At 58.6% G+C, this 26036-nt stretch carries 30 protein-coding genes and 1 tRNA gene; 3 read left to right on the top strand and 28 right to left on the bottom strand.

The genetic code is table 11. The features are described from left to right. Positions 1-168 precede the first annotated feature (168 nt). Positions 169-1050 carry a hypothetical protein gene (locus EDD77_RS14915; protein ID WP_058965261.1) on the bottom strand — a complete coding sequence of 294 codons (882 nt, stop codon included), beginning with the start codon at positions 1048-1050 and terminating at the stop codon, positions 169-171. Between the two features lie 181 nt (positions 1051-1231). Between EDD77_RS14915 and EDD77_RS14910 the strand changes: the two genes are divergently transcribed. Continuing rightward, positions 1232-1918: a sigma-70 family RNA polymerase sigma factor gene (locus EDD77_RS14910; protein ID WP_058965262.1), complete on the top strand. Its 687-nt coding sequence runs from the start codon at positions 1232-1234 to the stop codon at positions 1916-1918. A gap of 69 nt (positions 1919-1987) precedes the next feature. Here the strand turns inward: EDD77_RS14910 and fucO are convergent, their stop codons facing one another. The 7 genes from fucO to murD form a co-directional block, all read right to left on the bottom strand. Beyond that, positions 1988-3136 carry a lactaldehyde reductase gene (gene fucO, locus EDD77_RS14905; RefSeq protein ID WP_058965263.1) on the bottom strand — a complete coding sequence of 383 codons (1149 nt, stop codon included), beginning with the start codon at positions 3134-3136 and terminating at the stop codon, positions 1988-1990. A gap of 176 nt (positions 3137-3312) precedes the next feature. Next, entirely contained in the window at positions 3313-3873 is a 561-nt protein-coding gene (locus EDD77_RS14900) for a TetR/AcrR family transcriptional regulator C-terminal domain-containing protein (protein ID WP_058965264.1), read from the bottom strand. Between the two features lie 467 nt (positions 3874-4340). After that, positions 4341-4416: transfer RNA gene (locus EDD77_RS14895), tRNA-Asn, on the bottom strand. Between the two features lie 130 nt (positions 4417-4546). Beyond that, on the bottom strand, positions 4547-5827 hold the full coding sequence (locus EDD77_RS14890; protein ID WP_058965265.1) for a cation:proton antiporter: 1281 nt from the start codon (positions 5825-5827) through the stop codon (positions 4547-4549). A gap of 361 nt (positions 5828-6188) precedes the next feature. Further along, positions 6189-7448 (bottom strand): methionine gamma-lyase family protein, encoded by a 1260-nt coding sequence (locus EDD77_RS14885; protein ID WP_058965266.1) that lies wholly within the window; start codon positions 7446-7448, stop codon positions 6189-6191. A gap of 47 nt (positions 7449-7495) precedes the next feature. Next, a complete protein-coding gene (locus EDD77_RS14880; protein WP_058965267.1) occupies positions 7496-8275 on the bottom strand; it encodes a GNAT family N-acetyltransferase in 780 nt (259 codons plus the stop codon). After that, complete coding sequence (gene murD, locus EDD77_RS14875) at positions 8272-9663, bottom strand: UDP-N-acetylmuramoyl-L-alanine--D-glutamate ligase (RefSeq protein ID WP_058965268.1); 1392 nt, start codon at positions 9661-9663, stop codon at positions 8272-8274. The genes EDD77_RS14880 and murD overlap by 4 nt, the downstream gene beginning before the upstream one ends. 315 nt (positions 9664-9978) lie before the next feature. Between murD and EDD77_RS14870 the strand changes: the two genes are divergently transcribed. Beyond that, a complete protein-coding gene (locus EDD77_RS14870) occupies positions 9979-11571 on the top strand; it encodes an ABC transporter substrate-binding protein (protein WP_058965269.1) in 1593 nt (530 codons plus the stop codon). 143 nt (positions 11572-11714) lie between these two features. Then, a complete protein-coding gene (locus tag EDD77_RS14865; RefSeq protein WP_058965270.1) occupies positions 11715-11987 on the top strand; it encodes a metal-sensing transcriptional repressor in 273 nt (90 codons plus the stop codon). A 79-nt stretch (positions 11988-12066) separates the two neighbouring features. On the opposite strand, the gene EDD77_RS14860 is transcribed toward EDD77_RS14865, so the two are convergent. From EDD77_RS14860 to rplR, 20 genes are all read right to left on the bottom strand, one after another. Further along, on the bottom strand, positions 12067-13215 hold the full coding sequence (locus EDD77_RS14860) for a ribose-phosphate pyrophosphokinase (RefSeq protein ID WP_058965271.1): 1149 nt from the start codon (positions 13213-13215) through the stop codon (positions 12067-12069). 371 nt (positions 13216-13586) lie between these two features. Further along, positions 13587-14420, bottom strand: a complete 834-nt coding sequence (locus EDD77_RS14855; RefSeq protein ID WP_058965272.1) for an energy-coupling factor transporter transmembrane component T family protein — start codon at positions 14418-14420, stop codon at positions 13587-13589. Further along, complete coding sequence (locus tag EDD77_RS14850; RefSeq protein WP_058965273.1) at positions 14405-16126, bottom strand: ABC transporter ATP-binding protein; 1722 nt, start codon at positions 16124-16126, stop codon at positions 14405-14407. The genes EDD77_RS14855 and EDD77_RS14850 overlap by 16 nt, the downstream gene beginning before the upstream one ends. A gap of 198 nt (positions 16127-16324) precedes the next feature. Next, on the bottom strand, positions 16325-16867 hold the full coding sequence (locus EDD77_RS14845; RefSeq protein WP_058965274.1) for an ECF-type riboflavin transporter substrate-binding protein: 543 nt from the start codon (positions 16865-16867) through the stop codon (positions 16325-16327). 80 nt (positions 16868-16947) lie between these two features. Beyond that, a complete protein-coding gene (locus EDD77_RS14840) occupies positions 16948-17802 on the bottom strand; it encodes an SAM hydrolase/SAM-dependent halogenase family protein (RefSeq protein ID WP_058965275.1) in 855 nt (284 codons plus the stop codon). A gap of 248 nt (positions 17803-18050) precedes the next feature. Next, positions 18051-18392, bottom strand: coding sequence for a 50S ribosomal protein L17 (rplQ, locus tag EDD77_RS14835; RefSeq protein WP_058965276.1), 342 nt, complete (start codon positions 18390-18392; stop codon positions 18051-18053). Between the two features lie 23 nt (positions 18393-18415). Beyond that, a complete protein-coding gene (locus EDD77_RS14830; RefSeq protein ID WP_058965277.1) occupies positions 18416-19372 on the bottom strand; it encodes a DNA-directed RNA polymerase subunit alpha in 957 nt (318 codons plus the stop codon). Between the two features lie 79 nt (positions 19373-19451). Continuing rightward, complete coding sequence (gene rpsD / locus EDD77_RS14825; protein WP_058965278.1) at positions 19452-20054, bottom strand: 30S ribosomal protein S4; 603 nt, start codon at positions 20052-20054, stop codon at positions 19452-19454. Positions 20055-20075: 21 nt separating this feature from the next. Then, complete coding sequence (gene rpsK, locus EDD77_RS14820; protein WP_058965279.1) at positions 20076-20483, bottom strand: 30S ribosomal protein S11; 408 nt, start codon at positions 20481-20483, stop codon at positions 20076-20078. Between the two features lie 15 nt (positions 20484-20498). Next, entirely contained in the window at positions 20499-20870 is a 372-nt protein-coding gene (gene rpsM / locus EDD77_RS14815; RefSeq protein ID WP_058965280.1) for a 30S ribosomal protein S13, read from the bottom strand. A gap of 94 nt (positions 20871-20964) precedes the next feature. After that, positions 20965-21078 carry a 50S ribosomal protein L36 gene (gene rpmJ / locus EDD77_RS14810; RefSeq protein ID WP_058965281.1) on the bottom strand — a complete coding sequence of 38 codons (114 nt, stop codon included), beginning with the start codon at positions 21076-21078 and terminating at the stop codon, positions 20965-20967. Between the two features lie 33 nt (positions 21079-21111). Further along, positions 21112-21330 carry a translation initiation factor IF-1 gene (gene infA / locus EDD77_RS14805; protein ID WP_058965282.1) on the bottom strand — a complete coding sequence of 73 codons (219 nt, stop codon included), beginning with the start codon at positions 21328-21330 and terminating at the stop codon, positions 21112-21114. 20 nt (positions 21331-21350) lie between these two features. Further along, on the bottom strand, positions 21351-21602 hold the full coding sequence (locus tag EDD77_RS14800) for a KOW domain-containing RNA-binding protein (protein ID WP_058965283.1): 252 nt from the start codon (positions 21600-21602) through the stop codon (positions 21351-21353). After that, positions 21590-22363: a type I methionyl aminopeptidase gene (gene map, locus EDD77_RS14795; protein ID WP_058965331.1), complete on the bottom strand. Its 774-nt coding sequence runs from the start codon at positions 22361-22363 to the stop codon at positions 21590-21592. The genes EDD77_RS14800 and map overlap by 13 nt, the downstream gene beginning before the upstream one ends. A 5-nt stretch (positions 22364-22368) precedes the next feature. Next, a complete protein-coding gene (locus EDD77_RS14790) occupies positions 22369-23001 on the bottom strand; it encodes an adenylate kinase (protein ID WP_058965284.1) in 633 nt (210 codons plus the stop codon). Between the two features lie 40 nt (positions 23002-23041). After that, positions 23042-24337 carry a preprotein translocase subunit SecY gene (gene secY / locus EDD77_RS14785; RefSeq protein WP_058965285.1) on the bottom strand — a complete coding sequence of 432 codons (1296 nt, stop codon included), beginning with the start codon at positions 24335-24337 and terminating at the stop codon, positions 23042-23044. A 1-nt stretch (position 24338) separates the two neighbouring features. Further along, positions 24339-24779, bottom strand: a complete 441-nt coding sequence (gene rplO, locus EDD77_RS14780; RefSeq protein ID WP_058965286.1) for a 50S ribosomal protein L15 — start codon at positions 24777-24779, stop codon at positions 24339-24341. 20 nt (positions 24780-24799) lie between these two features. Then, positions 24800-24958 carry a 50S ribosomal protein L30 gene (gene rpmD, locus EDD77_RS18565; RefSeq protein WP_058965332.1) on the bottom strand — a complete coding sequence of 53 codons (159 nt, stop codon included), beginning with the start codon at positions 24956-24958 and terminating at the stop codon, positions 24800-24802. Positions 24959-25161: 203 nt separating this feature from the next. Continuing rightward, a complete protein-coding gene (gene rpsE, locus EDD77_RS14770; RefSeq protein ID WP_058965287.1) occupies positions 25162-25662 on the bottom strand; it encodes a 30S ribosomal protein S5 in 501 nt (166 codons plus the stop codon). 11 nt (positions 25663-25673) lie between these two features. Continuing rightward, positions 25674-26033: a 50S ribosomal protein L18 gene (gene rplR, locus EDD77_RS14765; RefSeq protein WP_058965288.1), complete on the bottom strand. Its 360-nt coding sequence runs from the start codon at positions 26031-26033 to the stop codon at positions 25674-25676. Positions 26034-26036: the final 3 nt, after the last annotated feature.

The raw sequence follows: 26036 nt of genomic DNA, 5'->3' as shown, positions 1-26036 counted from the left end.
AGAGGAAATCTTCTTCCTTTTTCTCTGTTCTTTTACTTTTCATGCAAAAAACCTGCTCTGGCTTGATTGTCACAGCAGGTTTTTCTACAAGCTGAGACCGCACATTGTTTTGTGCGGTCTGTTTTGTTTCTGATTGGAATGCTTCAAATCGCAGCCCGGCAGAATGGTTCACCGGCTCCCCTGCTCCAGCTGTGCCTTGCGGCGCTCATATTCCTGCTCCATGAAATACCACTGCTGCTCGTCGGCATGAATGCAGTCGTTGTATTCCCGGGAATCGTATTCCCCGAACACAGCGGCCGGAACCCGCTGGCGCAGGCATTCCACCGCGGCCTGCAGCTCTTTTGGCAGGCGGAAAGCGGTGGAGTGGCACTGCTGGCGATTGTCCAGAATCCAGAGCTCCAGAATACGGGTGGTACTGACCCGGTTTCCGCTGCGTCTGGTTCTGATTTGATCCTGCCAGAAAGCACCCCGGATGTGAGAAATCATAACCGCCTCGTCGCCCAGAACCCACTCACTGCCCACTGCCAGTTTCCCGAACCACTGCCCATTCCGGCAAAGATCCTCATCCACCATGGCAAACAGCTCCTTCACCGGCGGCGCTTCCTCCGGATAGGGCAGCTGATCCCGGATGGACTGGGCCAGCCGGCTTTTCTCCGGGCAGAAAGCATCCCGCAAACCGGTGTAGGCCAGATACCCGGCGACCAGCACTCCTCCCACCGCCAGCAGACCGGCAGCTGCCAGCTTGATGTACTCCATAGAATCCCAGCCGGTTTTGTCCGCATTCCAGGAAAGGGTCAGATAGGCCGCACCGGCCGCAGCCATCAGCAGGGCGACGGCCGCCCACACCAGCTGGATCAGCTGGCCCCGGGCGCGCTGCATGCAATACCCCTCCGCCGGGCCGCCCGGCTGCTGCTTTTTGTTCCACCACATCAGCAGCAAAATCAGCGGGATGGAAAAAACGCGAAACAGAACCACCAGCAGGATATAGACCACCAGATTCCAGGGCCATTTCAGGTAAAACTGCTTTTTCTCCTTCTTCTCCGGCTGCATACACTTTCCTCCGATTCGTTCCGGTGGTTTTCTCCGGTCTTTTTCTTCATTATAACACTGCCGCCGTTTTTCCGCAGCATGGACTCCTTTTCCGGGTCTTGCCCTGCCTTCCGGGCGCATAGGCTGTAACAGGCGAGACACGCCGATTTTTCGCATATACGCAAAAAAGGAGGCTTTTTGTATGCTCGAGGTATTTTTGCAGTTTCTGGCCAGTCAGGTGCTGTATCTGGCGCTTCATCTGGAAAGCGGCAGCTTTCCCCGCCCGCTGACACCCAGGCAAGAGGTGGAGGCCTTCGCGGCCCTTCGCCGGGGCGATGCCGACGCACGGGACACCATCATCCGCCACAACCTGCGCCTTGTGGCCCACATCGTAAAAAAATACTGCGCCCTGCCCGGCGATGCGGAGGATCTGATCAGCATCGGTACCATCGGGCTGATCAAGGCGGTGAGCAGCTTCGACAGCACCAAGCAGGTGCGCTTTTCCACCTATGCGTCCCGTTGCATTGAAAATGAGATACGGATGCACCTTCGGCGGGAACGGAAGGCTCCCCTTACCCTTTCCATGCAGGAGCCGATTCAGACCAGCAAGGACGGCAGCCATCTGACCGTGCTGGATGTGGTACCGGATGATTTTCTTCTGGACGAGGACTGCGAGTGTCGGGAGGAATCCAGCCGACTGCGCACGCTGGTGCAGCAGCTCACCGGCCGGGAACGGCAGGTGATTCTGCTCCGCTACGGCCTGAGCGGCCAACCCCCACTGACCCAACAACAGGTAGCCCAGCTTCTGGGAATCAGCAGAAGCTATGTTTCCCGAATTGAAAAGGCGGCGGTACAGGAGCTGCGGGCGCAGCTGGATCCGGCGCGATAATCCAAATACACCAACAAAAAATGCGCCCCGAGCGAACTCGGGGCGCACAAAGCAGATGCAAAATATTGCTTACAGCAGGCTGCGGTACAGGGCAGCGATCTCTTCCACGCTGGTGTCGCGGGGGTTGCCGGGACGGCAGGCATCGGCGTAAGCGGACTCAGACAGGAACTGCACGTCCTCTTCCTTCACGATCTCCTTCAGGTCGGCAGGGATGCCCACGTCGGCGCTCAGCTTCTTCACAGCGTCCACAGCGGCCTTGATGTACTCGTCGCGGGTCATGTTCTCGGTGCCTTCCACACCCATGGCCTTGGCGATATCGCGGTACTTCTCACCGGTGGCGGGAGCGTTGTACTCCATCACAGTGGGCAGCAGGATGGCGTTGGCAACACCGTGGGGGGTGTCGTAAACAGCGCCCAGGCTGTGAGCCATGCTGTGCACGATGCCCAGGCCCACGTTGGAGAAGCCCTGACCGGCGATGTACTGAGCCAGTGCCATGCCCTCACGGCCTTCCGGAGTGTTGGCCACAGCGCCACGCAGGTGCTTGGCGATCAGCTCGATGGCCTTCAGATGGAACATATCGGTCATTTCCCAGGCGCCCTTGGTGATGTAACCCTCAATGGCATGGGTCAGGGCGTCCATACCGGTGGCAGCGGTCAGGCCCTTGGGCATGCTGCTCATCATATCGGGGTCAACCACGGCAACCTCGGGAATGTCGTTGGTGTCCACACAAACGAACTTGCGCTTCTTCTCCACGTCGGTGATGACGTAGTTGATGGTAACCTCGGCAGCGGTGCCGGCGGTGGTGGGAACAGCGATGGTGAACACAGCGTGCTTCTTGGTGGGAGCAACACCCTCCAGGCTGCGCACGTCAGCAAACTCGGGGTTGTTGATGATGATGCCGATGGCCTTGGCGGTATCCATGGAGGAGCCGCCACCGATGGTCACGATGCAGTCCGCACCGGAAGCCTTGAAGGCCTCAACGCCATGCTGTACATTCTCGATGGTGGGGTTGGGCTTGATCTCGCTGTAAACTTCGTAAGCGAAGCCGGCAGCATCCAGCAGATCGGTAACCTTCTTGGTCACACCGAACTTGACCAGATCGGGGTCGGAGCAGACAAAAGCCTTTTTGTAGCCGCGGGCGGTCAGCTCGGGAACGATGTTTTCAATGGCACCCTTGCCATGATAGGAAATGGTGTTCAGAACAATGCGGTTAGCCATGGGTAAACCTCTCCTTTTTGTTATGAAAGTAAAACCGGGACGCTTCTTCCGCTGCAACCCTGCGGGAAGCGCTTCACTGTTATTATTATAACAACGTGGTTTTCCCTTTTACAAGTTACACATGAATCCCAGTGTCACATTTCATAATTTTATCAAAAAGGCCGGAAAGGCAGATTTCAGGCTTCCGGATGCAGATCCCGCAGAAGCAGCTCCAGCCGCTGGGGCATCGCCTCAATGAGCAGCTCCACCATCTGTTCCGGGCTGCGTTTCATACCGCTCACCGCCCAGCTTGCGGTCATCTGGATGGACGCACGGCAGTACATTTCCAGGAGGAACGCCACATCTTCCGTAAGGGGCGCGCCGGTTTTGCGGGTGATGATTTCGCTGTAAAAACGGTAGATATACTCGTAATCGTAGGCCATCAGCGAGTTGGCATCGTGGCTGCCGAAGGCGCAGGCAAAAAAGCTCTGCTCCGCCTTGATGAAACGGAACTTGTTCAGAAGGCCCTCCCGCAGGGTAAGGCTCACGCCCATCTCCTTGAAGGACTGCTCCACCAGCCGCTCGAAATACCAGTTTACCAGATCATATTTATCCAGAAAGCAGCGATAGAAGGTCTGGCGGCTCACACCGCAGCCCTCCACAATCTGTTTGACGGTGATTTTGTCCAGAGGTTCGCGGCCCACCAGTTCTTTCAGGGCATTGGCCAGCTTGTATTTGGTTTTGAGCGCGGATTCCATGGCGGGCGCCTCCTTTTGGCAAATCTTCTCCTCTTTACTTTATCACAAACCTGCTGCAAAGTCACGATATTTGCCGCCTGTGCAGCTTTTGCGAGTGCCGACGCACAGGATTGTTTGTGCCCTATAAAAAGAAAAAGCGCACCGGCTGCCCGATGCGCAGAAGAAGGGCCCCCGCGAAAGCCTGCCCGGCTCGAACCAACGACCATTCCGAGCCCGGAAATTGTCGCGCTGCACCACGGGCTTTTGCCCGCAGCACATCGCTCTGCTTCCGGGCCCACCTCCGCTTCGCTGCATCGCCCACTGGGCGCGCTCAGCTCCGGCGCAGTGAACAGCCGCCCCGCGCCGTTTTGTTTGTGCATCCGGTTTTGCTCTGCCTCACCCCGTCAGTTCTTGCGACTGTGAACGCACAGGGTCGTTGGGTGTTTTACAAAAGAAAAAGCGCACCGGTTACCCGATGCGCTTTTTTCTGGCTCCCCCTGTTGGGCTCGAACCAACGACCCTGCGGTTAACAGCCGCATGCTCTACCGACTGAGCTAAGGAGGAATATCCGGTCGCCTTTCCGTTCGGCGACTTTAATAATATAACACAACTCAATAAAGAATGCAAGCCCTTTTTTCCTTTTTTTGAAAAAAATTATGCGGGCCCTTTCTCAGGGCCCGCATAGAAAAACGGATCAGTGTTTCTGGTTCTTTTCCTTGATTTCCTGCTCGCGGGTAAGCAGCTGGTCGGTAACGATGTCCAGCTGTTCCAGCGCTTCGCTGCGGTTCTCCAGCGGGCTCTCCTCCAGATTCAGAGCGTCCTCGCCGCGGTATGCCAGCTTCAGCAGAATCGGGGTCAGAATGGTGCTGATAATGACCATGATGATCACGGGTCCGAACAGTGCGTCCGGCATCAGGCCCACTTCCGCGCCCTTGTTGGCAACGATCAGCGCAACCTCGCCGCGGCATACCATGCCCAGGCCGATCTGGTTGCATTCACGGGTGGAAAAGCCGCACAGCTTGGCACCCACGCCGCAGCCCAGCCACTTGGACAGAACCGCAACCACCACCAGCAGAATGCTGAAGATCACGATCTGGGTGTTCATGGCAGGCAGCACCACGGTCATGCCGATGCTGGCGAAGAACACAGGAGCCAGGAACAGGTACTGCACCGGCTCAAACTTGGAAGCAATATAGCCAGCCTTCTTGGTGGCGCCGATCATCAGGCCGGCGGCAAAGGCACCGGTAATGTCGGCCACGCCGAAGAAGTGCTCGGCGATCCAGGCCATCATCAGGCAGACCACGAAGGCCGCAATGGGGAAACGCCGCAGATCCTTGCGGCCGGTATGCTCAATGTACCAGTCCAGCGCCTTCAGGCCAACCACATACACAAAGCAGCAGACCACCAGGAACAGCACGATCTTCAGCAGCACGATGGCAATGCTCTCGCCGCCGCCGCCCAGGCTGGTCATAATGGTCAGGGCAATGATGCCCAGAATATCGTCGATGATGGCAGCGGCCAGAATGGTGTTGCCCACCCGGCTCTGCAGACGGCCCATCTCACGCAGGGCCTCCACCGTGATGCTCACGGAAGTGGCGGTCAGCACGGTGCCGATGAAGAAGTTCTGCAGCATGTTCTCGGTGGGAGCCAGCCAGGCAGCCAGACCCGCGCCGCCGAACAGCGGCACCAGAACGCCCAGTATCGCCACCAGAAAACCGGACTTACCGGCATTCTTCAGGTCGCGAATGTCGGTTTCCATACCGGCAGAGAACATGATCACGATCACGCCCAGCTCCGCCAGCTGCTTGATCATTTCACTGTCGCTGGGCAGCAGGCCAAACACAGCAGGACCCAGCAGCAAACCTGCCAGCAGAGCGCCTACCACCTGGGGCATCTGGAAGCGGCGGGTAATCAGGCCGCATACCTTGGTGCTTACCAGGATCAGAGCGATCTGCCACAAAAAATCATAAGACATTTCGTTGATTCCTCCCAATTTATACTCTCTCTTTGCTTTGGGGCACCAAGGCATTATACACAAATCAATCACAAATGGCAAGCGCCGTTTTTTTCACATTTTTACTTATACAGAGCAAAAAACTTTGTCAGTTTTTTAGCAATATTTCACAAACAAACAGAATATCCAGTTTCTTCATCGATCCATCATTAATTTTGTGAATTATGTTCATTTTCGCTTCTTTTCTTGCAGAAACATTTCAGTTCTTACAAAATTATATCAATTTTTCTTCAACCGTTTTTCTTCTGTTCGTACAAAATAAAACACAAAAAATCCCCATGCCGGGGCCGGCACAGGGATCTTTTATACATGTTTTTCCGTCTCAGCGTTCCCCGAAGGCCTTCTGAGCCGCCAGCAGCACGCCTGCACGGCTGGCCGCAAAGTTCAGGCCACCCTGCAGGTAAACAGTGTAGGGCGGGCGCATGGGGCCGTCGCAGCTGAGCTCGATGCTGCTGCCATTGGTGAAGGCGCCTGCCGCCATGATTACCTCGCTGGTATAGCCGGGCATGGCGTAGGGCTCCGGGGCGGCAAAGCTGTCCACCGGGCTGCCCGCCTGAATGCCCTGACAGAAGGCCACCATGGCCTCCGGATCACCGGTCTCGAAGCTGGTGATGATGTCGTTGCGGGGGTCGGTGTACTTGGGCAGAGGGTTCTTGCCCAGCAGATCCAGCAGGCAGCTGGCGTAGATGCTGGTCTTGATGGCCTCGGCGGTCACGCCGGGGGCATAGTACAGGCCCAGATACAGCTGGCGCAGGCTGTCCAGCGTGCAGCCCAGCTCCCGGCCGGTGCCGGGGGCAGTGAGCCGGTGGGCGCACTTTTCCACCAGATCCGCCCGGCCGGCCACATAGCCGCCGGTGGGGGCAATGCCGCCGCCGGGATTCTTGATCAGGCTGCCCACAATCAGATCCGCACCCACGCTGGTGGGTTCCGCAGTCTGGGTGAACTCGCCGTAGCAGTTATCCACCATGACCACCACGTTGGGGTTGGCCTCTTTGGCGGTGCGAATCACCTTTTCAATGGTGGCCAGATCAAAGGCGGCCCGGCTGGAATAGCCCCGGCTGCGCTGGATATGGCAGACGGTGGCGTTCTTTGCCTTCTCCGCAATCAGTGCATAGTCCGGCTGGCCGTTCTGCAAGGGGGCTTCGTCGTATTTCACGCCGTACTCCGCCAGCGTACCGCAACCCTTGCCCGCATCACCAATGCCGATCACGCCCTCCAGCGTGTCGTAAGGGCGGCCGGTGGCGGCCAGCAGGGTGTCGCCCGCACGCAGCAGGCCGAACAGCGCCACGGTGAGCGCATGGGTGCCGGACAGGAAATGGGGACGGCAGAGGGCATCCTCCGCGCCCATCACCTGTGCAAACACCTGATCCAGACGGTCACGGCCCGCATCGTCGTAGCCGTAGCCGGTGCTGCCCATCATGTGGGTGGCGGCCACCCGGTTATCGGTAAAGGCCTTGAGCATCTTCACCTGGTTGTAGTCCCGAATGGCGTCGATTTTCTCGAATTCCGGGCGGCACAGCTCCATGGCACGGGCGTCCAGCTCCTGAAAACGGGGGCTCACATCAAAAAATTGCTCGATCATGTATGATAATATCCTCTTTTCTCGTATTGATAACAGGCAGCTCTTTTTCAGGGGCCGAAGCTGCCCACTTCGCCTTCTCGTTCAAATCCCAGCGCCCGGTAAAAACCGGCACGCTCCGGTGTACACAGCAACTCCACCGTATTCCCCTGCCCGGCCAGCCGGTTCACCAGCGCACAGACAAGGAAGCGCCCCACGCCCCGGCCTCTGTGGCCTTGCAGCGTTTCCACGCCGGCCAGATAGGCGGTTTGGTTCCAGAGCGCGTAGGCGCCTGCGGTGGCAACCAGCTCCCCATCCGGGGCCTGCGCCGCCCAGATCAGGGCCCGGCCATGGTTCACCAGCGTGCAGGTCTCGCTGTAAAAGCAGTCCCGGGCATCCTCTGCCCCGCTGCCCAGGCTCTCGCCCCGGCAGAACAGGTCGGTCACCTGCCCCACACCGGGACACTCATTCAACCGGATTTTCTCCGGCGCAGGCTGCCGGGGCAGCGTGGCACCGGCAGGCAGGATCATGCGGACAAACCGCACTTTTGGCTGCCAGCCTTTCGGCACCGCAGCTGTGGTGCGCAGCTGCTGCACCCCGCAAAAGCCCAGAAAGCCCGCCAGCTCCTCCGCATCCGCCGGGCCGGCCAGCAGAGCGGACGCCCCCCGCACGCCCAGCGCAAAAGGGGCTTCCCCTTCTCCGCCGGTATAAAACCGCCAGCCGGAGCCGGGCAGCGAGCCGAATACCGCTTGCAGCGCTCCCAACTGGCAGGCCACGCCGGCCGACCGGGGATCGGCCAGCGCGGCTTCAAATCGCCGCCGGGTCTGTGCGGAATTGACCGCGCAGATCATAGGGCGTTCACCAGTTCCTTAAAGTGACGGCCGCGCACCTCAAAGTTGGGGTACAGATCAAAGCTGGCGGACGCAGGCGACAGGCTGACCACGTCGCCGGGTTTGGCGTTCTTTCGAGCCAGCTGCACCGCTTCGGCCATATCCTTTGCGTGCTCGATGATCAGGCCGCTTTCCGCAAAGCCGGGGCAGGCGCGCACCGCCGCCTCGATCTTGGGGCCGGTCTGGCCCATGAGCACCAGAACCTTCACATGAGCCAGAATTTCCGGGGCCAGCGGCTCGTAGGGAATCTTCTTGTCGTAACCGCCGGCAATGATGATGATCTTCTGGTCAAAGCTGCGCAGGCCCGCAATGGTGCGGGTGGGGCTGGAGGCAATGGAATCGTTGTACCACTGCACGCCGTCCAGCAGGCGAACCGGCTCGATGCGGTGTTCCACGCCGGTGAAGCTGGAACCCACACTGGCCATGGCCTCCACCGGCACCCGGCCCCACACGGCGGCACAGGCCGCCAGCAGGTTCTCAATGTTGTGCACACCCCGCAGCTTGATCTCGTCCTTGTGCAGGATGGGGGTCACGGTACCGTTCTCCGCCATGCAGAGCATGCCGTCCTGCCGCAGGAAGGCGCCGTTATCGGTCTCTCGCAGACGGGTAAACCAGCACTGGGTTCCCTTGCAGTCCGCCTGCATGCCGCGGGTGATCTCGTTCTCGTAGCCCAGCACCGCCCGGCAGGTCTCATCCTGCCAGAGCAGGATGTTCCGCTTGGCGTCCACATACTCCTGCATATCCTTGTGGTGATCCAGATGGTTGGGGGTCACATTGGTAACCACCGCCACCTTGGGGCTGCGGCGCATGCTGATCAGCTGGAAGCTGGACAGCTCCACCACTGCTTCGTCCGCCGGGTCGATCTGATCCAGGATGGGCAGCAGGGCACGGCCGATATTGCCGCCCAGATGCACGGTGCGGCCCGCCGCCTCAAACATGGCGGCAATCAGGCTGGTGGTGGTGGTCTTGCCGTCCGAGCCGGTGACGGCGGTGATCTCGCAGGGGCAGTATTCGAAGAACAGCTCCATTTCGCTGGTCACCAGACTGCCCGCGGCTTTGGCCGCCTGCAGGGCCGGGGTGTAGTACTCAAAGCCCGGCGTGCGCATGATGATGTCCTGCCCGGCCAGACCGTTCAGATAATCCTCGCCCAGGCTCAGGGCCACGCCCAGCTGGTTCAGCGTATCGGCGTAATCGCCAAAATCCGCCAGCTGCTTTTTGTCGCACAGGGTCACCTTTGCCCCCATGGCGCAGAACTGCCCGATCAGCGTTTTGTGGCTTACGCCCGCGCCGATAAAGGCTACCTTTTTCCCTTTGATAAACGCGGCCAGCCGCTGCTTATCCTGCTGCATAACGCAAAACCCCTCTTCTCTCTGGAACATATCTTTTATTTTGACTGGTGTGATGCAAATGGTCTCTTGCTATTATAGTCACTTTTGGCCGCCCGCGCAACCAGAACCCCGGGATGAACCCCGCATTTTGGCTGTTTTGGGCCGGAAATATTTTCTTCTTTTTAAAATTTACAGTTTATTTTCTGATTTTGCACTTCTTTGCCGCCCTCCGGGTTTGTATTTTTCCCGTTTTTTTGATAAGCTAAATATGTATGTCCATGCACTTTTTGTACCATCACCGGCCCACTGTGCCGTTTACCGAAAGGACCTTTTCCCATGAGATTCCATCGTATTCTCTGCATCCTGCTCTGCCTTGTTCTGACTGCCGGATTTCTGACCGGCTGCGGCTCCAGCGGGGCCAGCTTCACCTGGCGTGTGGATCATGTTCCCGCCAACCTGGACCCGCAGATTGCGCAGGAAAGCCCTGAACGCATTGCCGTAACCAACCTTTACCGGGGCCTGACCCGCATTGATGAAAATGGCGACGCGGTTCTGGACTGCGCCGAAAGCTACACCGTAAGCGAGGACGGCCTGACCTACACCTTTACCCTGAAAGAGGATCTGGCCTATACCAAGCTGAAAAAACACGAAAAGGAATATCCCCTCACCGCTGCAGACTTTGTGTTCGGCATGGAGCGGGTTTTCCGGGAAGAAACCAACAGCCCCTATCGGGAGCTTTTTTCCAACCTGAAAGGCGCCGAAGGCGGCACGCTGGGTGTGAGTGCCCCGGACGAGCGCACGGTAGTCTACCAACTGAACGCCCCGGATCCGGCATTTCTGGAAAAGCTGGCCCAGCCGGGTGCCATGCCCTGCAACGAGGAGTTTTTTGAGCACAGTGCCGGTGCCTACGGTCTGAGCGCTGCCACCACACTGGCCAACGGTCATTTTTATCTGTACAACTGGAACGAAAACGGTCTGTTCCTGCGCCGCAACGCCAGCGGCAGCCTGATCACCAGCCTGCGCATCGTGCTGGATACCACCGCGCAGTCCACCCCCACACCGGCCCCCGCCTCCGGCACCTCGGTCGCCCAGAGCGAACCGGCAGCCACCGGCGCGGCTGCCGTGGCCGCCGGGGATGTGACCGCCGCCATCGACGAAGCATCCTCCGCCGGCAGCCTTCCCAGCATCCCCTATACCGCCACCACCTGGGCACTGGTGTTCAACTGCGAGGACAAACAGCTGGCATCCCAAAATGTGCGGCTGGCCCTGGGCGCAAGTGCCATGGGAATCGAAACCCTTCCCGCCGGATTCAGCACTGCCGACGGCCTGATTCCGCCCGCCATGGAGGTGAACGGTTCCGGCTACCGGGATACCGTGGGCGGTCAGATGCCCACCGTGAGCGATGTGAAGGAAAGCTGCCGCGCCGGGCTGAGCGAGGCCGGCCTGCAGCAGTTCAGCGGCATTCAGGTGCTGTATCCGGAAGGCGCTGATTACCAGGCTCTGATCGAACAGATCAGCCAGCAGTGGCAGAAAGAGCTGGGCGCGTTCTCGGCCTATTTCACCCTGAAGGCCATGCCGCTGGATGAGCTGGAAAGCACGGTGGCCGAAGGGGATTATCAGATTGCTCTGCTGCCCTTCTCTCCCTCCAGCGAGGATTGCGTAACCTTCCTGCAGCAGTTTGCCGACGGCGCCTTCACCGGCTGGGAATCCGCCGGATTCGACAGCCAGCTCCGTCAACTGGCCGGCCAGCTGGCACCGGATGCCGGGCAGATCGCTCAGGCGGAGCAGACACTGCTGGCCGGCGGTGCCATTGCCCCCCTGTGGTATCAGGATCAGGCGCTGGTCATGGCTCAGGGTGTGGAGCATGTGGTGTTCGATCCCTTCGGGCCGGTGCTGGATCTCACCTGGGCAACCTACACGGGTGGCTGATTTCATCCCCCGTTCATACGCACCCGGCAGGCCCGATTTTTCGGCCGCGCCGGGTGTTCTGTTTTCAAATCTGCCGCGGAAAATGCTCTGCGGCGAAGTTTCGTCCGTCTTTTTTCATTTTCCCCAGGCAAGGAGGAACCGCCATGCACTGCACCCACTGCAAACATTCCGCCGACGTAAACCGCCGTCTTGCCCGCATCAGCGGCCAGCTGAACGGTATTCGGGAAATGGTCAATGAAGGCCGCCCCTGCGGCGATCTGCTGACCCAGCTTTCCAGCGTGAACAGTGCCATCACTCAGGTGGCCAAGCTGATTCTCACCGAGCATCTGGAGCACTGCGTGCGCAGCGGCGAGGATACCGATCAGGTGATTGCCCAGCTTCAGACCGCCATTGACCAGTTTGCCAAGCTGAAATGACCACCAATCAAAAACACCGCCCCGACCTTCCTGATGGAACGCCGGGGCGGTGTTTTGTTTTTATAACGGAGCGTTTTGCTTACTTCACGTTGTAGCGCTTCAGCAGAGCGTCGATCTTGCTGTGAGGATCGATGATGTCGCCAATGCTCATGTCGTGGTTGATCGCGTCGATAAAGTGAGCGATATACTTGGACACATCCACCTCATGGAACCACTCACGGCTGAGCAGCTCGGGGGTGCGGTAGGTCAGGTTGGTGCCGAACACACCGGAGATGATGCCATCCTGGTAGGCCTTGTCGAACTCGGCCAGGCCGTTGGTGTAGATGGCGTAGGTGGCGTAGCAGAAGATGCGCTTGGCGCCGCGCTTCTTCAGCTCGTAGCCAATGTCCAGCATGCTCTCACCGGAGGAGATGATGTCGTCGGCAATGAATACGTCCTTGCCTTCCACGCTCTCGCCCAGGTACTCGTGAGCCACAATGGGGTTGCGGCCGTTCACGATGCGGGAGTAGTCACGGCGCTTGTAGAACATGCCCAGGTTCACAGCCAGCACGCTGGAGTAGTACATGTTGCGGTTGATGGCGCCTTCGTCCGGGCTGATGACCATGAAGTTGTCACGGTTGGGCTTGAAGTCCTCGATGCACTTGAACATGGTCTTGAGCACCTGATAGGTGGGCATCACATTGTCCATACCCATCAGAGGCACCGCATTGGAAACGCGGGGATCGTGGGCGTCGAAGGTGATGATGTTTTCCACACCCATGCTGTGCAGCTCCTGCAGCGCGTAGGCGCAGTCCAGGCTTTCCCGGTAGGAGCGGCGATGCTGACGGCTGCCGTAGAGCAGGGGCATGATCACGGTGATGCGGCGGGCCTTGCCGGAAGCGGCCTGGATCAGGCGCTTCAGATCCTGATAGTGGTCATCCGGGCTCATGCAGTTCTCGTTGCCGAACATCTTGTACTTGCAGCTGTAGTTGCCCACATCCACCACAAAGTACAAATCGTCGCCGCGAACGCTCTGACGGATCACACCCTTGCCGTCGCCGGAAGAAAAGCGGGGGCACTCGCTGGGGATGATGAAGGTCTCGCGATCTACACCTTTTTCACGGGCCCACGCCACCAGATGACGGTCGATCAGGGCGGTCAGCTCCTGAGCGCCGGGGGTCGCGATCAGACCGAGTTCGGCAACGCCGCTGTTTGCCATGAGGCTCTCTGTACCGTTGGCTTGATACATCGTTAAACGCTCCTTACGTTGTTAAATGGTTGTTATCGCCCGATTACAGGGCACATACAGTTCAACTTAATATTAACATAAAATTTACTTTTATGCTCAGCAATTCTCTTCTTTTCGTCATTTTCTGCGGCTTGCCCGGGTGTATGTTCTCCCGCGGGAGAAAAGTTGGGCGTTTTGCCCAATGTTTTTCGTTTTTTCCCGCAGCCTGCCCTCCTGTAAACCTGATTTGCAACGCCCGATCAGCCGTTATTTCTCTATCAAAATAGCCAAACTTTTCGTCATATCCTTGCTATTATGCCCAATTTTTATCGGCCTGTACGCAAAAGCCCGGGGCTCTGCGGCAGAGCTCCGGGCTTTTGATTTTATGTTTATTATACAAAGGGGTTGTAGTAACGGCTGCCATCCCAGAAGGTGATGACCAGCGAGCCCAGTGCAATCACCGTGCCCAGAATCAGCACCACCCAGTCCCGGGTGGCAAAGGGCCGCTTGGCGTACCAGGTGCGGCTTTTGTTCTTACCGAAGCCACGCAGCTCCATGGCGTTGGAAATCACCTCAATGCGGTTCAGACTGCCCAGAATCAGCGGCAGCAGGATATTCGCACTGCCCTTCAGCCGATCCATCAGCTTGTCCTTGCCGGAAATGTCCACACCGCGGGCCTGCTGGGCCTGATTGATGTTGTGGTAATCACGCTGCACATCCGGAATGTAGCGCAGTGCCAGCGCCACCGCATAGCCAATGCGATAGCTCACACCGATGCTGGCCAGACTGGCGGCAAACTCGCTGGGATCGGTGCACAGGATGAACACCAGCGCCAGCGGAATGACCACCACCACCTTCAGCGTCATGTTCAAATGGTAGAACAGCTGCTGTGCGGTGAGGGTATAGGGCCCCACCAGCTGCACCAGCAGGGTGCGGCTCTGGTAGATCTCCACGCCGTATTCCGGCTTGAACAGATAGACGAACAGGTTGTTCAGCAACAGGAACACAAAGGCCATCCAGAGGATGAGCTTCACGTCCCGGTAACGTACCCGGCTGATCTTGAAGATGGCCAGGCTCATCACCAGAAACACCACCAGTACCCGGGTATCGTAGGTGACCATGGTGGCAACGCTGAACAGCAGAAACACAATCAGCTTTGTGGTTCCGGTGAGCTTGTGCACCACACTGCCCCGGGGCAGATAGGAAAGGATCAGACTGTTTGCCACTTGTCGCGTACCTCCCGGTCGTAGTCAATAAAATGCTGCACAAAGGCCTCCGGCGGCTGAATGCCGCACTGCTGAGCCAGCGTGAACAGGCTTGTTTCCTTCAGAGCCGCCTGCTCCACCAGCTCCTCGCTGCACAGCAGCCGGGCGGGGGGCAGATCACCGATCATGCGGCTCTGGCTGAATACCAGCGCCCGGCTGGTGTATTCCAGCATCAGGTGCATGTCGTGGGTGACCATGATCACCGTGTAGCCCTTCTGGTTCAGGCTGCGCAGAAATTCCATGATCTCGGTGTAATGGCGGAAATCCTGTCCGGCGGTAGGCTCGTCCAGAATCAGCACGCGAGGCTGCATCACCAGCACGCTGGCGATGGTCACCCGTTTTTTCTGCCCGAAGGACAAAGCGGAAACCGGCCATTTCCGGAAGGGATACAGCCCGCATACGGTGAGCGCCTCATTCACCCGGCGCTCCACTTCGTCCTCCGGGAGCTTTGCGGTGCGCAGGCCCAGCGCCACCTCGTCAAAAATCAGACTCTGGCTGATCATCTGGTTGGGATTCTGCATCACATAGCCGATGTGTGCGGCCCGTTCCTTGATGGTATCCCCCGCCAGATCCCGGCCATTCAGCCGGATACTGCCGCTGCGGGGCGTTTCAAAGCCGCAGATCAGCTTGGCCAGCGTGCTTTTGCCCGCGCCGTTTCGGCCCACGATGCTTACCATCTCGCCCTCGTTCAGGGTAAAGCTCACATCCCGCAGGTTGGTAACGCCTTCGCTGTAACCAAAGCACAGATCCTTTACCTCCAGCAGCGGAGCAGCTGCGGGCGGCTGGGGCCGAACCACCGTTTGCCGGTACCAGTCCCGCACTGCCGTCTTGTCCTGTTCGGTAAGGAGCAGCGTGTTCACATGGGCAGGCTTTTTCTCCGCCTCCAGGGAAACGCCGGCGTATTTCAACGCAGTGATATACAGCGGCTCCCGGATGCCGTTTTCGGTCAGCTGATCTCCTGCCAGCAATGCCTCGGGGGTGGTGTCCGCCAGAATGCGGCCCTCACCCATGAGCACGATCCGATCCACACTGCGCCAGAGCACATCCTCAAGCCGATGCTCGATGATGATCACCGTTGCGCCGGTCTTTTTCTGTACCTGATCAATCAGCTCGATGGTCTGCTTGCCGGCAGCCGGGTCCAGATTGGCCAGCGGTTCATCGAACAGCAGCACCTTCACATCGTCCACCATTACGCCGGCCAGACTCACACGCTGCTTCTGGCCGCCGCTCAGGGCATGGGGCTCCTGATCCAGCAGGTTCTCCACGTCCACCAGGCGGGCCACCCGTTCCACCGTCTGCTTCATTTCCGGCTGGGCCACACACTGGTTCTCCAGTGCAAAGGCAATGTCCTCGCCCACCGTCAGGCCGATGAACTGGCCGTCCGGATCCTGCAGAACAGTGCCCACATGCTTGGACAGTTCAAAAATGCTGGCATGGGGTGCGTCCACACCGTCCACCATCAGGCTACCGGTGCATTTGCCGGGATAGCTGAAGGGAATCAGTCCGTTGATGCAGCTGGCGATGGTGCTTTTGCCGCTGCCGGACGGGCCTGCAATCAGCACCCGCTCCCCCGGCTGAATGGCCAGGTCGATGTTGTACAGAGTGGGTTCTGCCTGGGCGTCGTACTGGAAACCAAAGTTCTTGAATTCGATAATGGGCTGTGCCACGGCGGTTCCTCCGTTTTTTGTTGCTCAATCCCGCACGCCGGAAGAGGGGCGGCGGGGGTCTGTTTGGGGAATCATTCCCCGGGAAAGGCGGCGAGGCTGTATTCCGGCCCGCCTGTCAATGAAAAAGCGGGGCTTTCGGCCCATAGTGCCGGAAGGCCCCGCTCTGTGCTCGGGATCAATGCCAACCCGGCCGGAGAATTACTCCCGGTTCAGAGAGCCCTTCTTGGTGCGGGTCTTGGCGTAGGCAACCAGCAGCACAGTGCCCACCACACCGGTAGTGATGGCGTTCACGATGCCGGCGGTCAGGCCCTGGGCGAACAGCTTCTCAATGGGCTCGTTGTAGATAACGATGTCCAGAACGGGAGCCACTACACCCCAGCAGATCACATGAGCGATCAGCTGAGAAACGTTGAACAGGATGATCTGCTTTTTGCCGAACACGCCGCTCTCCAGATCCAGCTTGCCCAGGAACAGGCCGGTCAGCAGACCGAACACGCCGGAAGCGATGATCCAGCTCCACCAGGGGCCGTAGGCGGTGAAGTCCACCAGAGCATGACCGATCAGACCGATCACCAGGCCGGCAATGGGGCCAAACAGGCCGGCGAATACGGCCTGGATGGCGTACTGCAGGCTCATATAGGTGTTGGGTACCGGGGTGGGAATGGAGATCTTACCCAGCACAAAGAACAGAGCTGCGCCAATACCGATGGCGACCACGGTTTTTACAGACATTTTTTTCATGACGATTCCCTCACTTTTTCTTGTATGGATCACGGGCCGGGGGCACGCAAGAATTTCCCTGATTCCGGCCCGGGCGGACCTTATTCGTAGATCATGCGGGGCGCCTTGCGCACACTGATGCGCCAGGAGGTGCCGGTGCCGATGTTGTAGGCCCGGGCAAAGCTGCCCTGGTTGATGGCCACCGCCAGATTATCCAGACTGTTCACATACAGCAGCGGCTCGCCCACATACACATCGGCAAAGCTCTTGGCATACACCATGATGTTTTTATACAGCACCCGGGTATCGTTGCTGATGGTGATCTCCACCCGCTGGCCATGCTCGATGTTCAACGACGCAAACAGGGTGCGGGGAATGTTGGTCCACAGGCTGCCGAACCGCACATCCAGCACGTCAATGGTACCGCTCACCACGTCTCCGCTGAGCACTGCGTCCACCACCGGAAGCTCCACAATGCTGGCCGGGTCGATGGCCGGGCCAACCTGCTCCCAGCTGATCACGCCGGAGGCCAGCCGTGCGCCGGTGAAGGCGTAGATATCGCGGCCATGGAAGGTGTAGCTCTCGCCGGAATTGGGCAGGCGGTTGAGGGTCTCGTCAATCACACGGGCCTCCACAATGCCGCTCATCCGCTTGATGTGGGTCAGGGTGCCGTTGTCCGGCGTGACGATGTAATGCCCGCCGCTGGTCTTGGCCACGATGCTGCGCCGGTCGCTGCCCACGCCCGGGTCCACCACGCTCACGAACACGCTGCCCTCGGGCCAGTACTGCACCGTCTGGATCAGGCGGTAGCTGGCTTCCCAGATGTCATACTGGGGGATGTCATGGGTCAGATCGTATACGCGCAGGCTGTCACACACGCCTTCCGCCACACCGTACATGGCGCTCACCGCACCGTCCGCCAGGCCGAAGTCGGATTGCAGGATCAAGGGTTTCATGGGTTGATTCGCTCCTTTGCCAATGGGATCGCCCCGGGCAGCGGGCGGCAGCGCCGCCTGCGCACCGTAAGGCAGCAGTAAAAACAACAACTTTTATTATAGGCATCACGGCTCATTCCGTCAATATTTTCAACGCCTTCTTTGCTGTGAAATTCCAGTGCGGGGCCCTGTTTTTTCCTTCCTGGGCCTGAAACGGAACGCAACAAAAAAATCCCTGCCCGTTGCGGGGCAGGGATCGCAGGCTTTGATTAAACCAGCTCGATGATCGCCATCTCGGCAGCATCGCCGCGGCGGGCGCCGATCTTGATGATGCGGGTGTAGCCGCCGTTGCGGTCGGCATACTTGGGGCCGTACTCATCGATGACTTTCTTGGCAACAGTCTCCTTGGTAATGTAAGAGAAGACCTGGCGCTTGGAATGCAGATCTTCCTTCTTACCCAAGGTTACCATCTTCTCCGCCATGGAACGAACTTCCTTGGCGCGGGTAACGGTGGTCTCGATTTTGCCGTTTTCAAACAGGTAGGTGACCATAGCGCGCAGCATAGCGTTGCGGTGATCGCTGGTCCGGCCGAGTTTTCTGGTACCGGGCATCCCGTTTCACTCCTTTGCAGTAATTACTCGTCGTCTTTGGTAAGTGTGAAGCCCAGGGAGTCCAGCTTTGCCATGACTTCTTCCAGGCTTTTGCGGCCGAGGTTCCGAACTTTCATCATTTCGTCCTCGGACTTGTTAATCAAGTCTTCCACGGTGTTGATGCCGGCACGCTTCAGGCAGTTGAAGGAACGCACGCTCAGATCCAGCTCTTCGATGGTCATCTCCAGAGCCTTCTCCTTGCCCTTGTCGTCCTTCTCCACCATGATCTCAGCGCCCATGGCCTCTTCCGACAGGTTGACAAACAGGTTCAGGTGCTCGGTCAGCACGCGGGCCGCCAGGCTGACAGCCTCTTTGGCGTTGATGGTGCCGTCGGTCCAAACTTCCAGAGTCAGTTTGTCGTAGTCGGTGATCTGGCCAACGCGGGTGTTTTCCACCGTGTAGTTGACTTTCAGAACGGGGGTGTAGATGCTGTCGATGGGCAGAACATTCAGGTCGTTCTTTTCCAGTACAGCCTGCTTGTTACGCTCTGCCGGCACATAGCCGCGACCCTTGTCAAAGGTCAGCTCCATCACGAGCTTGCCGTTGTCTTCCAGGGTGGCGATGTGCCATTCGGGGTTGAGCACCTCGATCTCATCGCTGGGTTTGATGCTGCCAGCAGTAACCTCCCCCTCACCGGACGCTTCGATGCGCACGGTGACAGGTCCGTCGGCGTAGAGCTTGGCTGCGATGCCCTTCAGATTCAGCACGATCTCGGTCACGTCTTCTTTCACGCCGGGAATGGTGCTGAACTCGTGGACCACGCCATCGATCTTTACGCTGGTGACGGCAACGCCGGGAAGCGACGAAAGCAGGACACGCCGTAAGCTATTGCCCAAGGTGGTACCAAAACCGCGCTCCAGAGGCTCAACGACGAACTTGCCGTAGCGGCCGTCCGGAGACAGGCTGGTGGTATCGATTCTGGGGCGTTCAATCTCCATCATAGTAAAACCCTCCTTGGTGGGCCGGCCAAAGCGCGTTTGGCCGGCCTTTGTTGTTCGCTTTCCCTATGCGCTGAGCTTATTACTTGGAGTACAACTCAACGATCAGGTGTTCCTCAACCGGCAGGTCGATGTCCTCGCGAACGGGCAGCTTGGTAACGGTGCCCTTCAGAGAGTTCTTCTCACGATCCAGCCACTGGGGCAGGGCAACCACGGGGGCGTCCTCGCCGGTCAGCTTGCTGAACTTCACGGAAGAGCGGCTGGCGGAGGCAACCTCCACCACGTCGCCAGCCTTCACCAGGTAAGAAGGAATGTTAACCTTCTTGCCGTTCACGGTGAAGTGAGCGTGGCTCACCAGCTGACGAGCCTCACGACGGGTAGCGGCAAAGCCCAGGCGGTAAACCACGTTGTCCAGGCGGCGCTCCACCAGAATCAGCAGGTTCTCACCGGTCTTGCCGGGCATGCGGCTGGCCTTCTCGTAGTAGGAACGGAACTGACGCTCCATGATGCCGTAAACGAACTTGACCTTCTGCTTTTCGGCCAACTGAAGAGCGTACTCACTCTTCTTCTTTCTCATCTGGCCGCCAGGATTGCGATTGGTGTTCTTCTTCGCATAACCCATAACAGCAGGAGAAATGCCCAGAGCGCGGCAGCGCTTTGCGATAGGCTGCATATTCTTAGCCATAACTAGTGTTTCTCCTTTCGATCAAATGCGGCGGCGCTTCGGGGGACGGCAGCCGTTGTGGGGGATGGGGGTAACGTCTTTGATCATGTTGACTTCCAGACCGGTGGCCTGCAGGGCACGGATGGCAGCCTCACGGCCAGCGCCGGGGCCCTTCACGTACACTTCAACAGTCTTCATGCCATGCTCCATAGCGGCCTTCGCTGCGGTCTCGGCAGCGGACTGGGCAGCAAACGGAGTGCTCTTACGGGAACCACGGAAGTTCAGACCGCCAGAGCTGGCCCAAGAAACGGTGTTGCCCTGAGTATCCGTAATGGTAACAATGGTATTGTTAAAGGTACTCTGGATGTGAGCAGCGCCGCGCTCAATGTTCTTGCGCTCGCGCCGCTTGGTGCGGACGGCGCCCTTTTTAGCAGCAGCTTTGATTGCCATTTCTCTTGCTCCTCCTTACTTCTTCTTGTTTGCCACAGTGCGCTTGGGACCTTTGCGGGTACGGGCATTGGTCTTGGTGCGCTGACCATGAACGGGCAGGCCCTTGCGATGGCGGACACCGCGGTAGCACTGAACCTCCACCAGACGCTTGATGTCCAGCGCAACGTTACGGCGCAGGTCACCTTCCACGATGATGTTGTTCTTGTCCAGGTACTCACGGATCAGACCCTCTTCCTCAGCGGTCAGGTCCTTAACGCGGGTGTCGGGATTGATACCGGTACCAGCCAGGATCTGCTTAGCAGTGCTGGGACCAATGCCATAGATATAAGTCAGGCCTACTTCAACGCGCTTCTCGCGGGGCAGGTCAACGCCGGCAATACGTGCCATAGTTTAAAAACCTCCTAAATTAACATCCCATGTCCATGTCGGGGGCTGCGCCGGGAATCTACGCACTTGCCCCCCTAGCGTTTTGGGCTTTAAATCAGCCCTGGCGCTGCTTGTGCTTGGGGTTTTCGCAGATGACCATCACGCGACCTTTGCGCTTGATGACCTTGCATTTTTCGCAGATGGGTTTCACGGAAGGTTTAACCTTCATGATGATGAACCTCCTTTTGACTCAAGGACGCTCTTACTTGGAGCGCCAGGTGATGCGGCCCTTGGTAAGATCATAGGGCGACATTTCCAGTGTTACTTTATCGCCGGGCAGGATGCGGATGAAGTTGGTCCGCAGTTTGCCGGAGATGTGTGCCAGCAACCGATGGCCGTTTGCCAGCTCCACCCGGAAGGTGGCATTGGGCAGGGCCTCTACGACCGTACCCTCTACTTCGATTACGTCTTCTTTAGACAAGCTCTTCCCTCCTCGTGAGTTTACATGGGGTGATCAGCGTCATAGGCGCGGATCGCCTCACTGAGCTGTGTGTCGTCTGCGAGAATCTCTTCCCGCAGGACGGTGGCGGTGGGGGCCACATGCCTTATCTTTTTGGCCTTCGGCCGGCTTACTTTGCGCAGACTGCCGTCTGCGAGAGAAAGCATCTGGCCTTCCACGGCCATTACCGCAAAGGTGCGGGTCTTGTCGCGACCGGCAAGGGATCGAACGAGCTGACCTTTTACAAAGTCCATCCCGGTCCCTCCCAGTCCTTTGTCAAGACGACCGGCCCTGCGGAGGTAATGGCGATCGAGTGCTCAAAATGGGCAGAGAGACCGCCGTCCGCCGTTTTTACCGTCCATCCATCGGATTGTGTTGCCACTGAATAGTGTTTCTGGTTGACCATGGGCTCAATGGCCAGCGTCATGCCGCTGACCAGCCGGGGGCCGCGCCCGGGTTTACCGTAGTTCGGCACCTCCGGATCCTCGTGGAGCTCTTTGCCCACGCCGTGGCCCACAAAGCTGCGCACCACCGAGAACCCATGTTCCTCAACATAGGTCTGCACGGCGTTGCTGATGTCGCCGATGCGGGCGCCGCACACCGCGGCACGAATGCCTCTGTGCAGCGACTCGCGGGTCACATCCAGCAACCGCTGGGCTTCCAGATCCAGCTTGCCGCACCCGAAGGTGCAGGCATTGTCGCCGTTGAAGCCGCCCCAGGCAGCGCCTGTGTCGATGCTGACAATATCGCCGGGCCGGATCACCTTCTTTTTGGAAGGGATACCGTGGATCACCTCGTCGTTCACACTGATGCACGCGGTGCCCGGGAAGCCGTAAAGCCCCTTGAAGTTGGGCTTGGCGCCCTGCTTCACGATATAGTCATAAATAATTTTGTCAATGTCGGCGGTGGTAATACCAGCCTCGATCGACTCGCCCCCGAGCCGGAGGGCGGCGGCGCTGATTTCACAGGCTCGCCGCATGACCTCCAACTCTTTGGCATTCTTGATCTGGATCACGATGCTCACGCCTCCAGTGCTTTCAGCAGCAGTTCGCTGGTGTCGGCAATGCTTTCATGACCTTCTACCACCACCAGCTTGCCGCGTTCACGGTAGAAAGCGATCAGCGGCTCGGTGAGCTCGTGGTAGGCCTTCAGACGGCCCTTCACGGTTTCGGGAGCGTCGTCCTTGCGGATGATCAGCGCGCCGCCGCAGCGATCGCACCGGTCAGGCTCCCGGCTGGGCTTGTTCTCCACGTGGTAGGACGCACCGCAGGCCGAGCAAACGCGGCGGCCGGCGAGGCGATGAATGATGATCTCGTCCGCCACTTCCAGGTCGATCACCTTGTCGATGGTCACGCCCATCTGCTCCAGAGCCTCGGCCTGGGCAACCGTGCGGGGCACGCCGTCCAGAATGAAGCCATTGGCGCAGTCCGGCTCAGCCAGACGTTCCTTGATGATGCCAATGATGACGGAATCAGGGACAAGCGCGCCTTTGTCGATAAACTCCTGAGCTTTCAGCCCCATCTCGGTGCCGTTCTTGACTGCGGCCCGCAGGATGTTGCCGGTGCTCACAGCGGGGATCTTCAGCGTATCGCAGATTACCTCCGCCTGAGTGCCTTTACCTGCTCCGGGAGCGCCTAACAGGATGATATTCATACCAGGTTGTCCCCTTTCTCATGGGTCATTGAAATTTTCATTACTCTAAGAAGCCCTTGTGATGGCGCATCAGCATATAGCTTTCCATGCTGCGGCCGGTGTCCAGAGCCACGCCCACAACGATCAGCAGGCTGGTACCGCCCAGCTGGATGTTCATGCCGGCCACGTTGCCCAGGATGATGGGCATGACGGCGATGACGCCCAGGAAGATCGCACCTACGAAGGTGATCTTGGACAGGCACTTGGTGATGAAGTCGCTGGTGGGTTTGCCCGGGCGGATGCCGGGGATGGCGCCGTTGTTCTTGCGCAGGTTGTTGGCAATCTCAACGGGGTTGTACTGAATGGCTACATAGAAGTAGTTAAAGGCCAGGATCAGCAGCAGGTACAGCACAGCGTACAGCAGGCTGTTGTAGTTGAACACGCTGAAGAAGCCTTGCCAGATGGGGCTGTCCGTCTGGATAAAGCTGGCAATGGTGCCGGGGATGCTCAGCAGGGCGCTGGCAAAGATGATGGGCATAACGCCGCTCATGTTCACCTTCAGGGGGATGTGGCTGGACTGACCGCCATACATCTTGCGGCCCACAACGCGCTTTGCATACTGCACGGGAATGCGGCGCTCGGCGTTGGTCAGGATGACCACGAACACGATGGCCGCCAGAGCCAGGATCAGGATCACCGGGATCAGGATGAAGTACTTGATCTCGCCGTTCATGGCGTTGGTGATCATGGTGCGGGCAGTGGTGATCACGTTGCCCCAGCGGGATACGATGCCCGCGAAAATCAGCAGCGAGATGCCGTTACCGATGCCCTTGAAGTCGATCTGCTCGCCCATCCAGGTGAGCAGCTGCGCGCCGCCGGTGAAGCTGAACACGATAACCACAGCGGAGAAGATGGCCTCCCAGCCGGTGGTGTAGGCCAGCACGCCGGTGTAGCTGCGCAGAACCAGATAGTAGCCCACGCTCATCACCAGCGCAATGCCGGCGCCGGTGTAGCGGGTGATGCGGGTCAGCTTGCGCCGGCCCTCTTCGCCTTCCTTGCTCAGCCGCTCCAGGGCCGGGATGGCCACGGTGAGCAGCTGAATAATGATCGAGGCATTGATATAAGGAGTAACGCCCAACGCGAAAATCGCGCACTGCGACAAGGCACCGCCGCTCATCATGTTCAGGTAGTCCAGCATGTTGCCGGTACCGCCTGCGAACAGCTGCAGCGCTTCCGGATTGATGTACGGCACAGTGATGACGCAGCCAATCCGGAAGATCACGATCACCAGAAGGGTGAACAGAAGTTTTTTGCGCAGCTCAGGGATCTTCCACGCATTCCGGAACGTATCAAACACCTTAGATCACCTCGGCCTTTCCGCCTGCCTTTTCGATCTTCTCTTTAGCAGAAGCAGTGAAGGCGGCGGCCTGAACGGTCAGAGCCTTGGTCAGCTCGCCGTTGCCCAGGACCTTGATGCCGTCCAGAGACTTTTTGATGATACCAGCCTCTACCAGAGCCTTGGTATCCACTACGCTGCCGGCCTCGAACTTCGCTTCCAGGTCGCTGATCTTGACGTTGGCGTACTTGGTGGCAAAGATGTTGTTGAAACCGCGCTTGGGCAGACGACGCTGCAGGGGCATCTGGCCGCCTTCGAAACCGGCCTTCTTGACGCCGGAGCGAGCTTTCTGACCCTTGTGGCCGTAGCCAGCGGTCTTGCCGTTGCCGCTGCCGTGGCCGCGGCCCTTCCGCTTTGCAGCGGTGTTGGAGCCCTGAGCGGGCTGTAATTCATGAAGCTTCAATTGCTTGCACCTCCTTGCTGTTACGCTTTGGTCACCGCTACCATGTGGCTGATCTTGGCGATCTTGCCGTTGGTCTGGGCGTTGTCGGGCTGAACGGTCACGTCGCCGATCTTCTTCAGACCCAGGCTCAGAGCGGTAGCGATCTGCTTCTCGCTGCGGCCGGACAGGCTGCGAACCAGCTTGACGGTAACAGTAGCAGCAGCGGCAGCCTTCTTGGAGGCAGCCTTCTTAGCGGGAGCCTTTTCGCCCTCGGCCTTCTTGGCAGCGGGCTTCTTGGCGGTGGTGGTCTTCTTAGCCGCAGTCTTCTTGGCTGCAGGCTTCTTCTCAGCAGCCTCGGTGGCTACTACCTTCTTCTCGGTCTCTGCCATGGTTGACTGCCTCCTTAACCTAAGATTTCCTTCACGGTCTTACCGCGCTTGGCAGCAACTTCCTCAGCGCTTACCAGACGGCACAGACCTTCGAAAGTGGCGGTAACCACGTTGCAGGGGTTGTTGGAACGCAGGCACTTGGTACGGATGTCCTTAATGCCGGCAACTTCCAGAACCGCACGCACGGGGCCGCCGGCGATAACACCGGTACCGGGAGCGGCGGGACGCATCAGGATGCGGCCGGCGCCGAACTCGCCCACGATCTCGTGAGGAATGGTGGTGCCCTTCAGGGCGATGGTGTGCATGTTCTTCTTAGCGTCCTCGATGCCCTTGCGGATCGCCTCGGGAACCTCGCCAGCCTTACCCAGGCCAAAACCGATGGTGCCCTTGCCGTCGCCAACGACTACCAGAGCGCTGAACTTGAAGATACGGCCGCCCTTAACGGTTTTGGATACGCGGTTGATCGCAACAACCTTTTCCAGCATTTCACTGCCGGTCTCGTTATTTCTCTGCATGTGTATCCTCCTTACAGCTCCAGGCCGCCCTCGCGAGCGCCCTCAGCCAAAGCTTTTACGCGGCCGTGATATACAAAGCCACCGCGGTCGAATACTACGACCTTGATGCCCTTCTCCAGAGCCTTCTCGGCGATCATCTTGCCAACCTTGTTGGCAGCCTCGATGTTGCCGCCGAAGCCCTCAAAACCCTTCTCCATAGTGGAAGCGCTGCACAGGGTCACGCCGGCAACGTCATCAATGATCTGGGCATAGATGTGCTTGGAGGAGCGGAATACATCCAGACGGGGGCGCTCAGCGGTGCCGCTGATCTTACCGCGCACGCGGCGGTGACGACGAAGACGAGCTTCGTTCTTGTCAGGCTTATTAACCATTGT

Origin of the sequence: Allofournierella massiliensis, from assembly GCF_004345265.1 — a bacterium.
GTDB lineage: Bacteria > Bacillota > Clostridia > Oscillospirales > Ruminococcaceae > Allofournierella > Allofournierella massiliensis.
Note: the sequence above shows the minus strand (reverse complement) of the source record. Positions and strands in the feature narration are given on the sequence as shown.

Bases quoted from the DNA above. Each gene is read 5' to 3' on its own strand.
- EDD77_RS14880 (WP_058965267.1), bottom strand. From the start codon at position 8,275: ATGATCTGCGCGGTCAATTCCGCACAGACCCGGCGGCGATTTGAAGCC.
- EDD77_RS14790 (WP_058965284.1), bottom strand. From the start codon at position 23,001: ATGAATATCATCCTGTTAGGCGCTCCCGGAGCAGGTAAAGGCACTCAG.
- EDD77_RS14890 (WP_058965265.1), bottom strand. From the start codon at position 5,827: ATGTCTTATGATTTTTTGTGGCAGATCGCTCTGATCCTGGTAAGCACC.
- rpsK (WP_058965279.1), bottom strand. From the start codon at position 20,483: ATGGCAATCAAAGCTGCTGCTAAAAAGGGCGCCGTCCGCACCAAGCGG.
- rpsE (WP_058965287.1), bottom strand. From the start codon at position 25,662: ATGCAGAGAAATAACGAGACCGGCAGTGAAATGCTGGAAAAGGTTGTT.
- EDD77_RS14800 (WP_058965283.1), bottom strand. From the start codon at position 21,602: ATGGACTTTGTAAAAGGTCAGCTCGTTCGATCCCTTGCCGGTCGCGAC.
- EDD77_RS14910 (WP_058965262.1), top strand. From the start codon at position 1,232: ATGCTCGAGGTATTTTTGCAGTTTCTGGCCAGTCAGGTGCTGTATCTG.
- rpsD (WP_058965278.1), bottom strand. From the start codon at position 20,054: ATGGCTAAGAATATGCAGCCTATCGCAAAGCGCTGCCGCGCTCTGGGC.
- EDD77_RS14915 (WP_058965261.1), bottom strand. From the start codon at position 1,050: ATGCAGCCGGAGAAGAAGGAGAAAAAGCAGTTTTACCTGAAATGGCCC.
- EDD77_RS14830 (WP_058965277.1), bottom strand. From the start codon at position 19,372: ATGATGGAGATTGAACGCCCCAGAATCGATACCACCAGCCTGTCTCCG.
- EDD77_RS14865 (WP_058965270.1), top strand. From the start codon at position 11,715: ATGCACTGCACCCACTGCAAACATTCCGCCGACGTAAACCGCCGTCTT.
- murD (WP_058965268.1), bottom strand. From the start codon at position 9,663: ATGCAGCAGGATAAGCAGCGGCTGGCCGCGTTTATCAAAGGGAAAAAG.
- EDD77_RS14860 (WP_058965271.1), bottom strand. From the start codon at position 13,215: ATGTATCAAGCCAACGGTACAGAGAGCCTCATGGCAAACAGCGGCGTT.
- rplR (WP_058965288.1), bottom strand. From the start codon at position 26,033: ATGGTTAATAAGCCTGACAAGAACGAAGCTCGTCTTCGTCGTCACCGC.
- EDD77_RS14900 (WP_058965264.1), bottom strand. From the start codon at position 3,873: ATGGAATCCGCGCTCAAAACCAAATACAAGCTGGCCAATGCCCTGAAA.
- EDD77_RS14840 (WP_058965275.1), bottom strand. From the start codon at position 17,802: ATGAAACCCTTGATCCTGCAATCCGACTTCGGCCTGGCGGACGGTGCG.
- EDD77_RS14870 (WP_058965269.1), top strand. From the start codon at position 9,979: ATGAGATTCCATCGTATTCTCTGCATCCTGCTCTGCCTTGTTCTGACT.
- rplQ (WP_058965276.1), bottom strand. From the start codon at position 18,392: ATGCCCGGTACCAGAAAACTCGGCCGGACCAGCGATCACCGCAACGCT.
- rpsM (WP_058965280.1), bottom strand. From the start codon at position 20,870: ATGGCACGTATTGCCGGCGTTGACCTGCCCCGCGAGAAGCGCGTTGAA.
- EDD77_RS14845 (WP_058965274.1), bottom strand. From the start codon at position 16,867: ATGAAAAAAATGTCTGTAAAAACCGTGGTCGCCATCGGTATTGGCGCA.
- fucO (WP_058965263.1), bottom strand. From the start codon at position 3,136: ATGGCTAACCGCATTGTTCTGAACACCATTTCCTATCATGGCAAGGGT.
- rpmJ (WP_058965281.1), bottom strand. From the start codon at position 21,078: ATGAAGGTTAAACCTTCCGTGAAACCCATCTGCGAAAAATGCAAGGTC.
- EDD77_RS14885 (WP_058965266.1), bottom strand. From the start codon at position 7,448: ATGATCGAGCAATTTTTTGATGTGAGCCCCCGTTTTCAGGAGCTGGAC.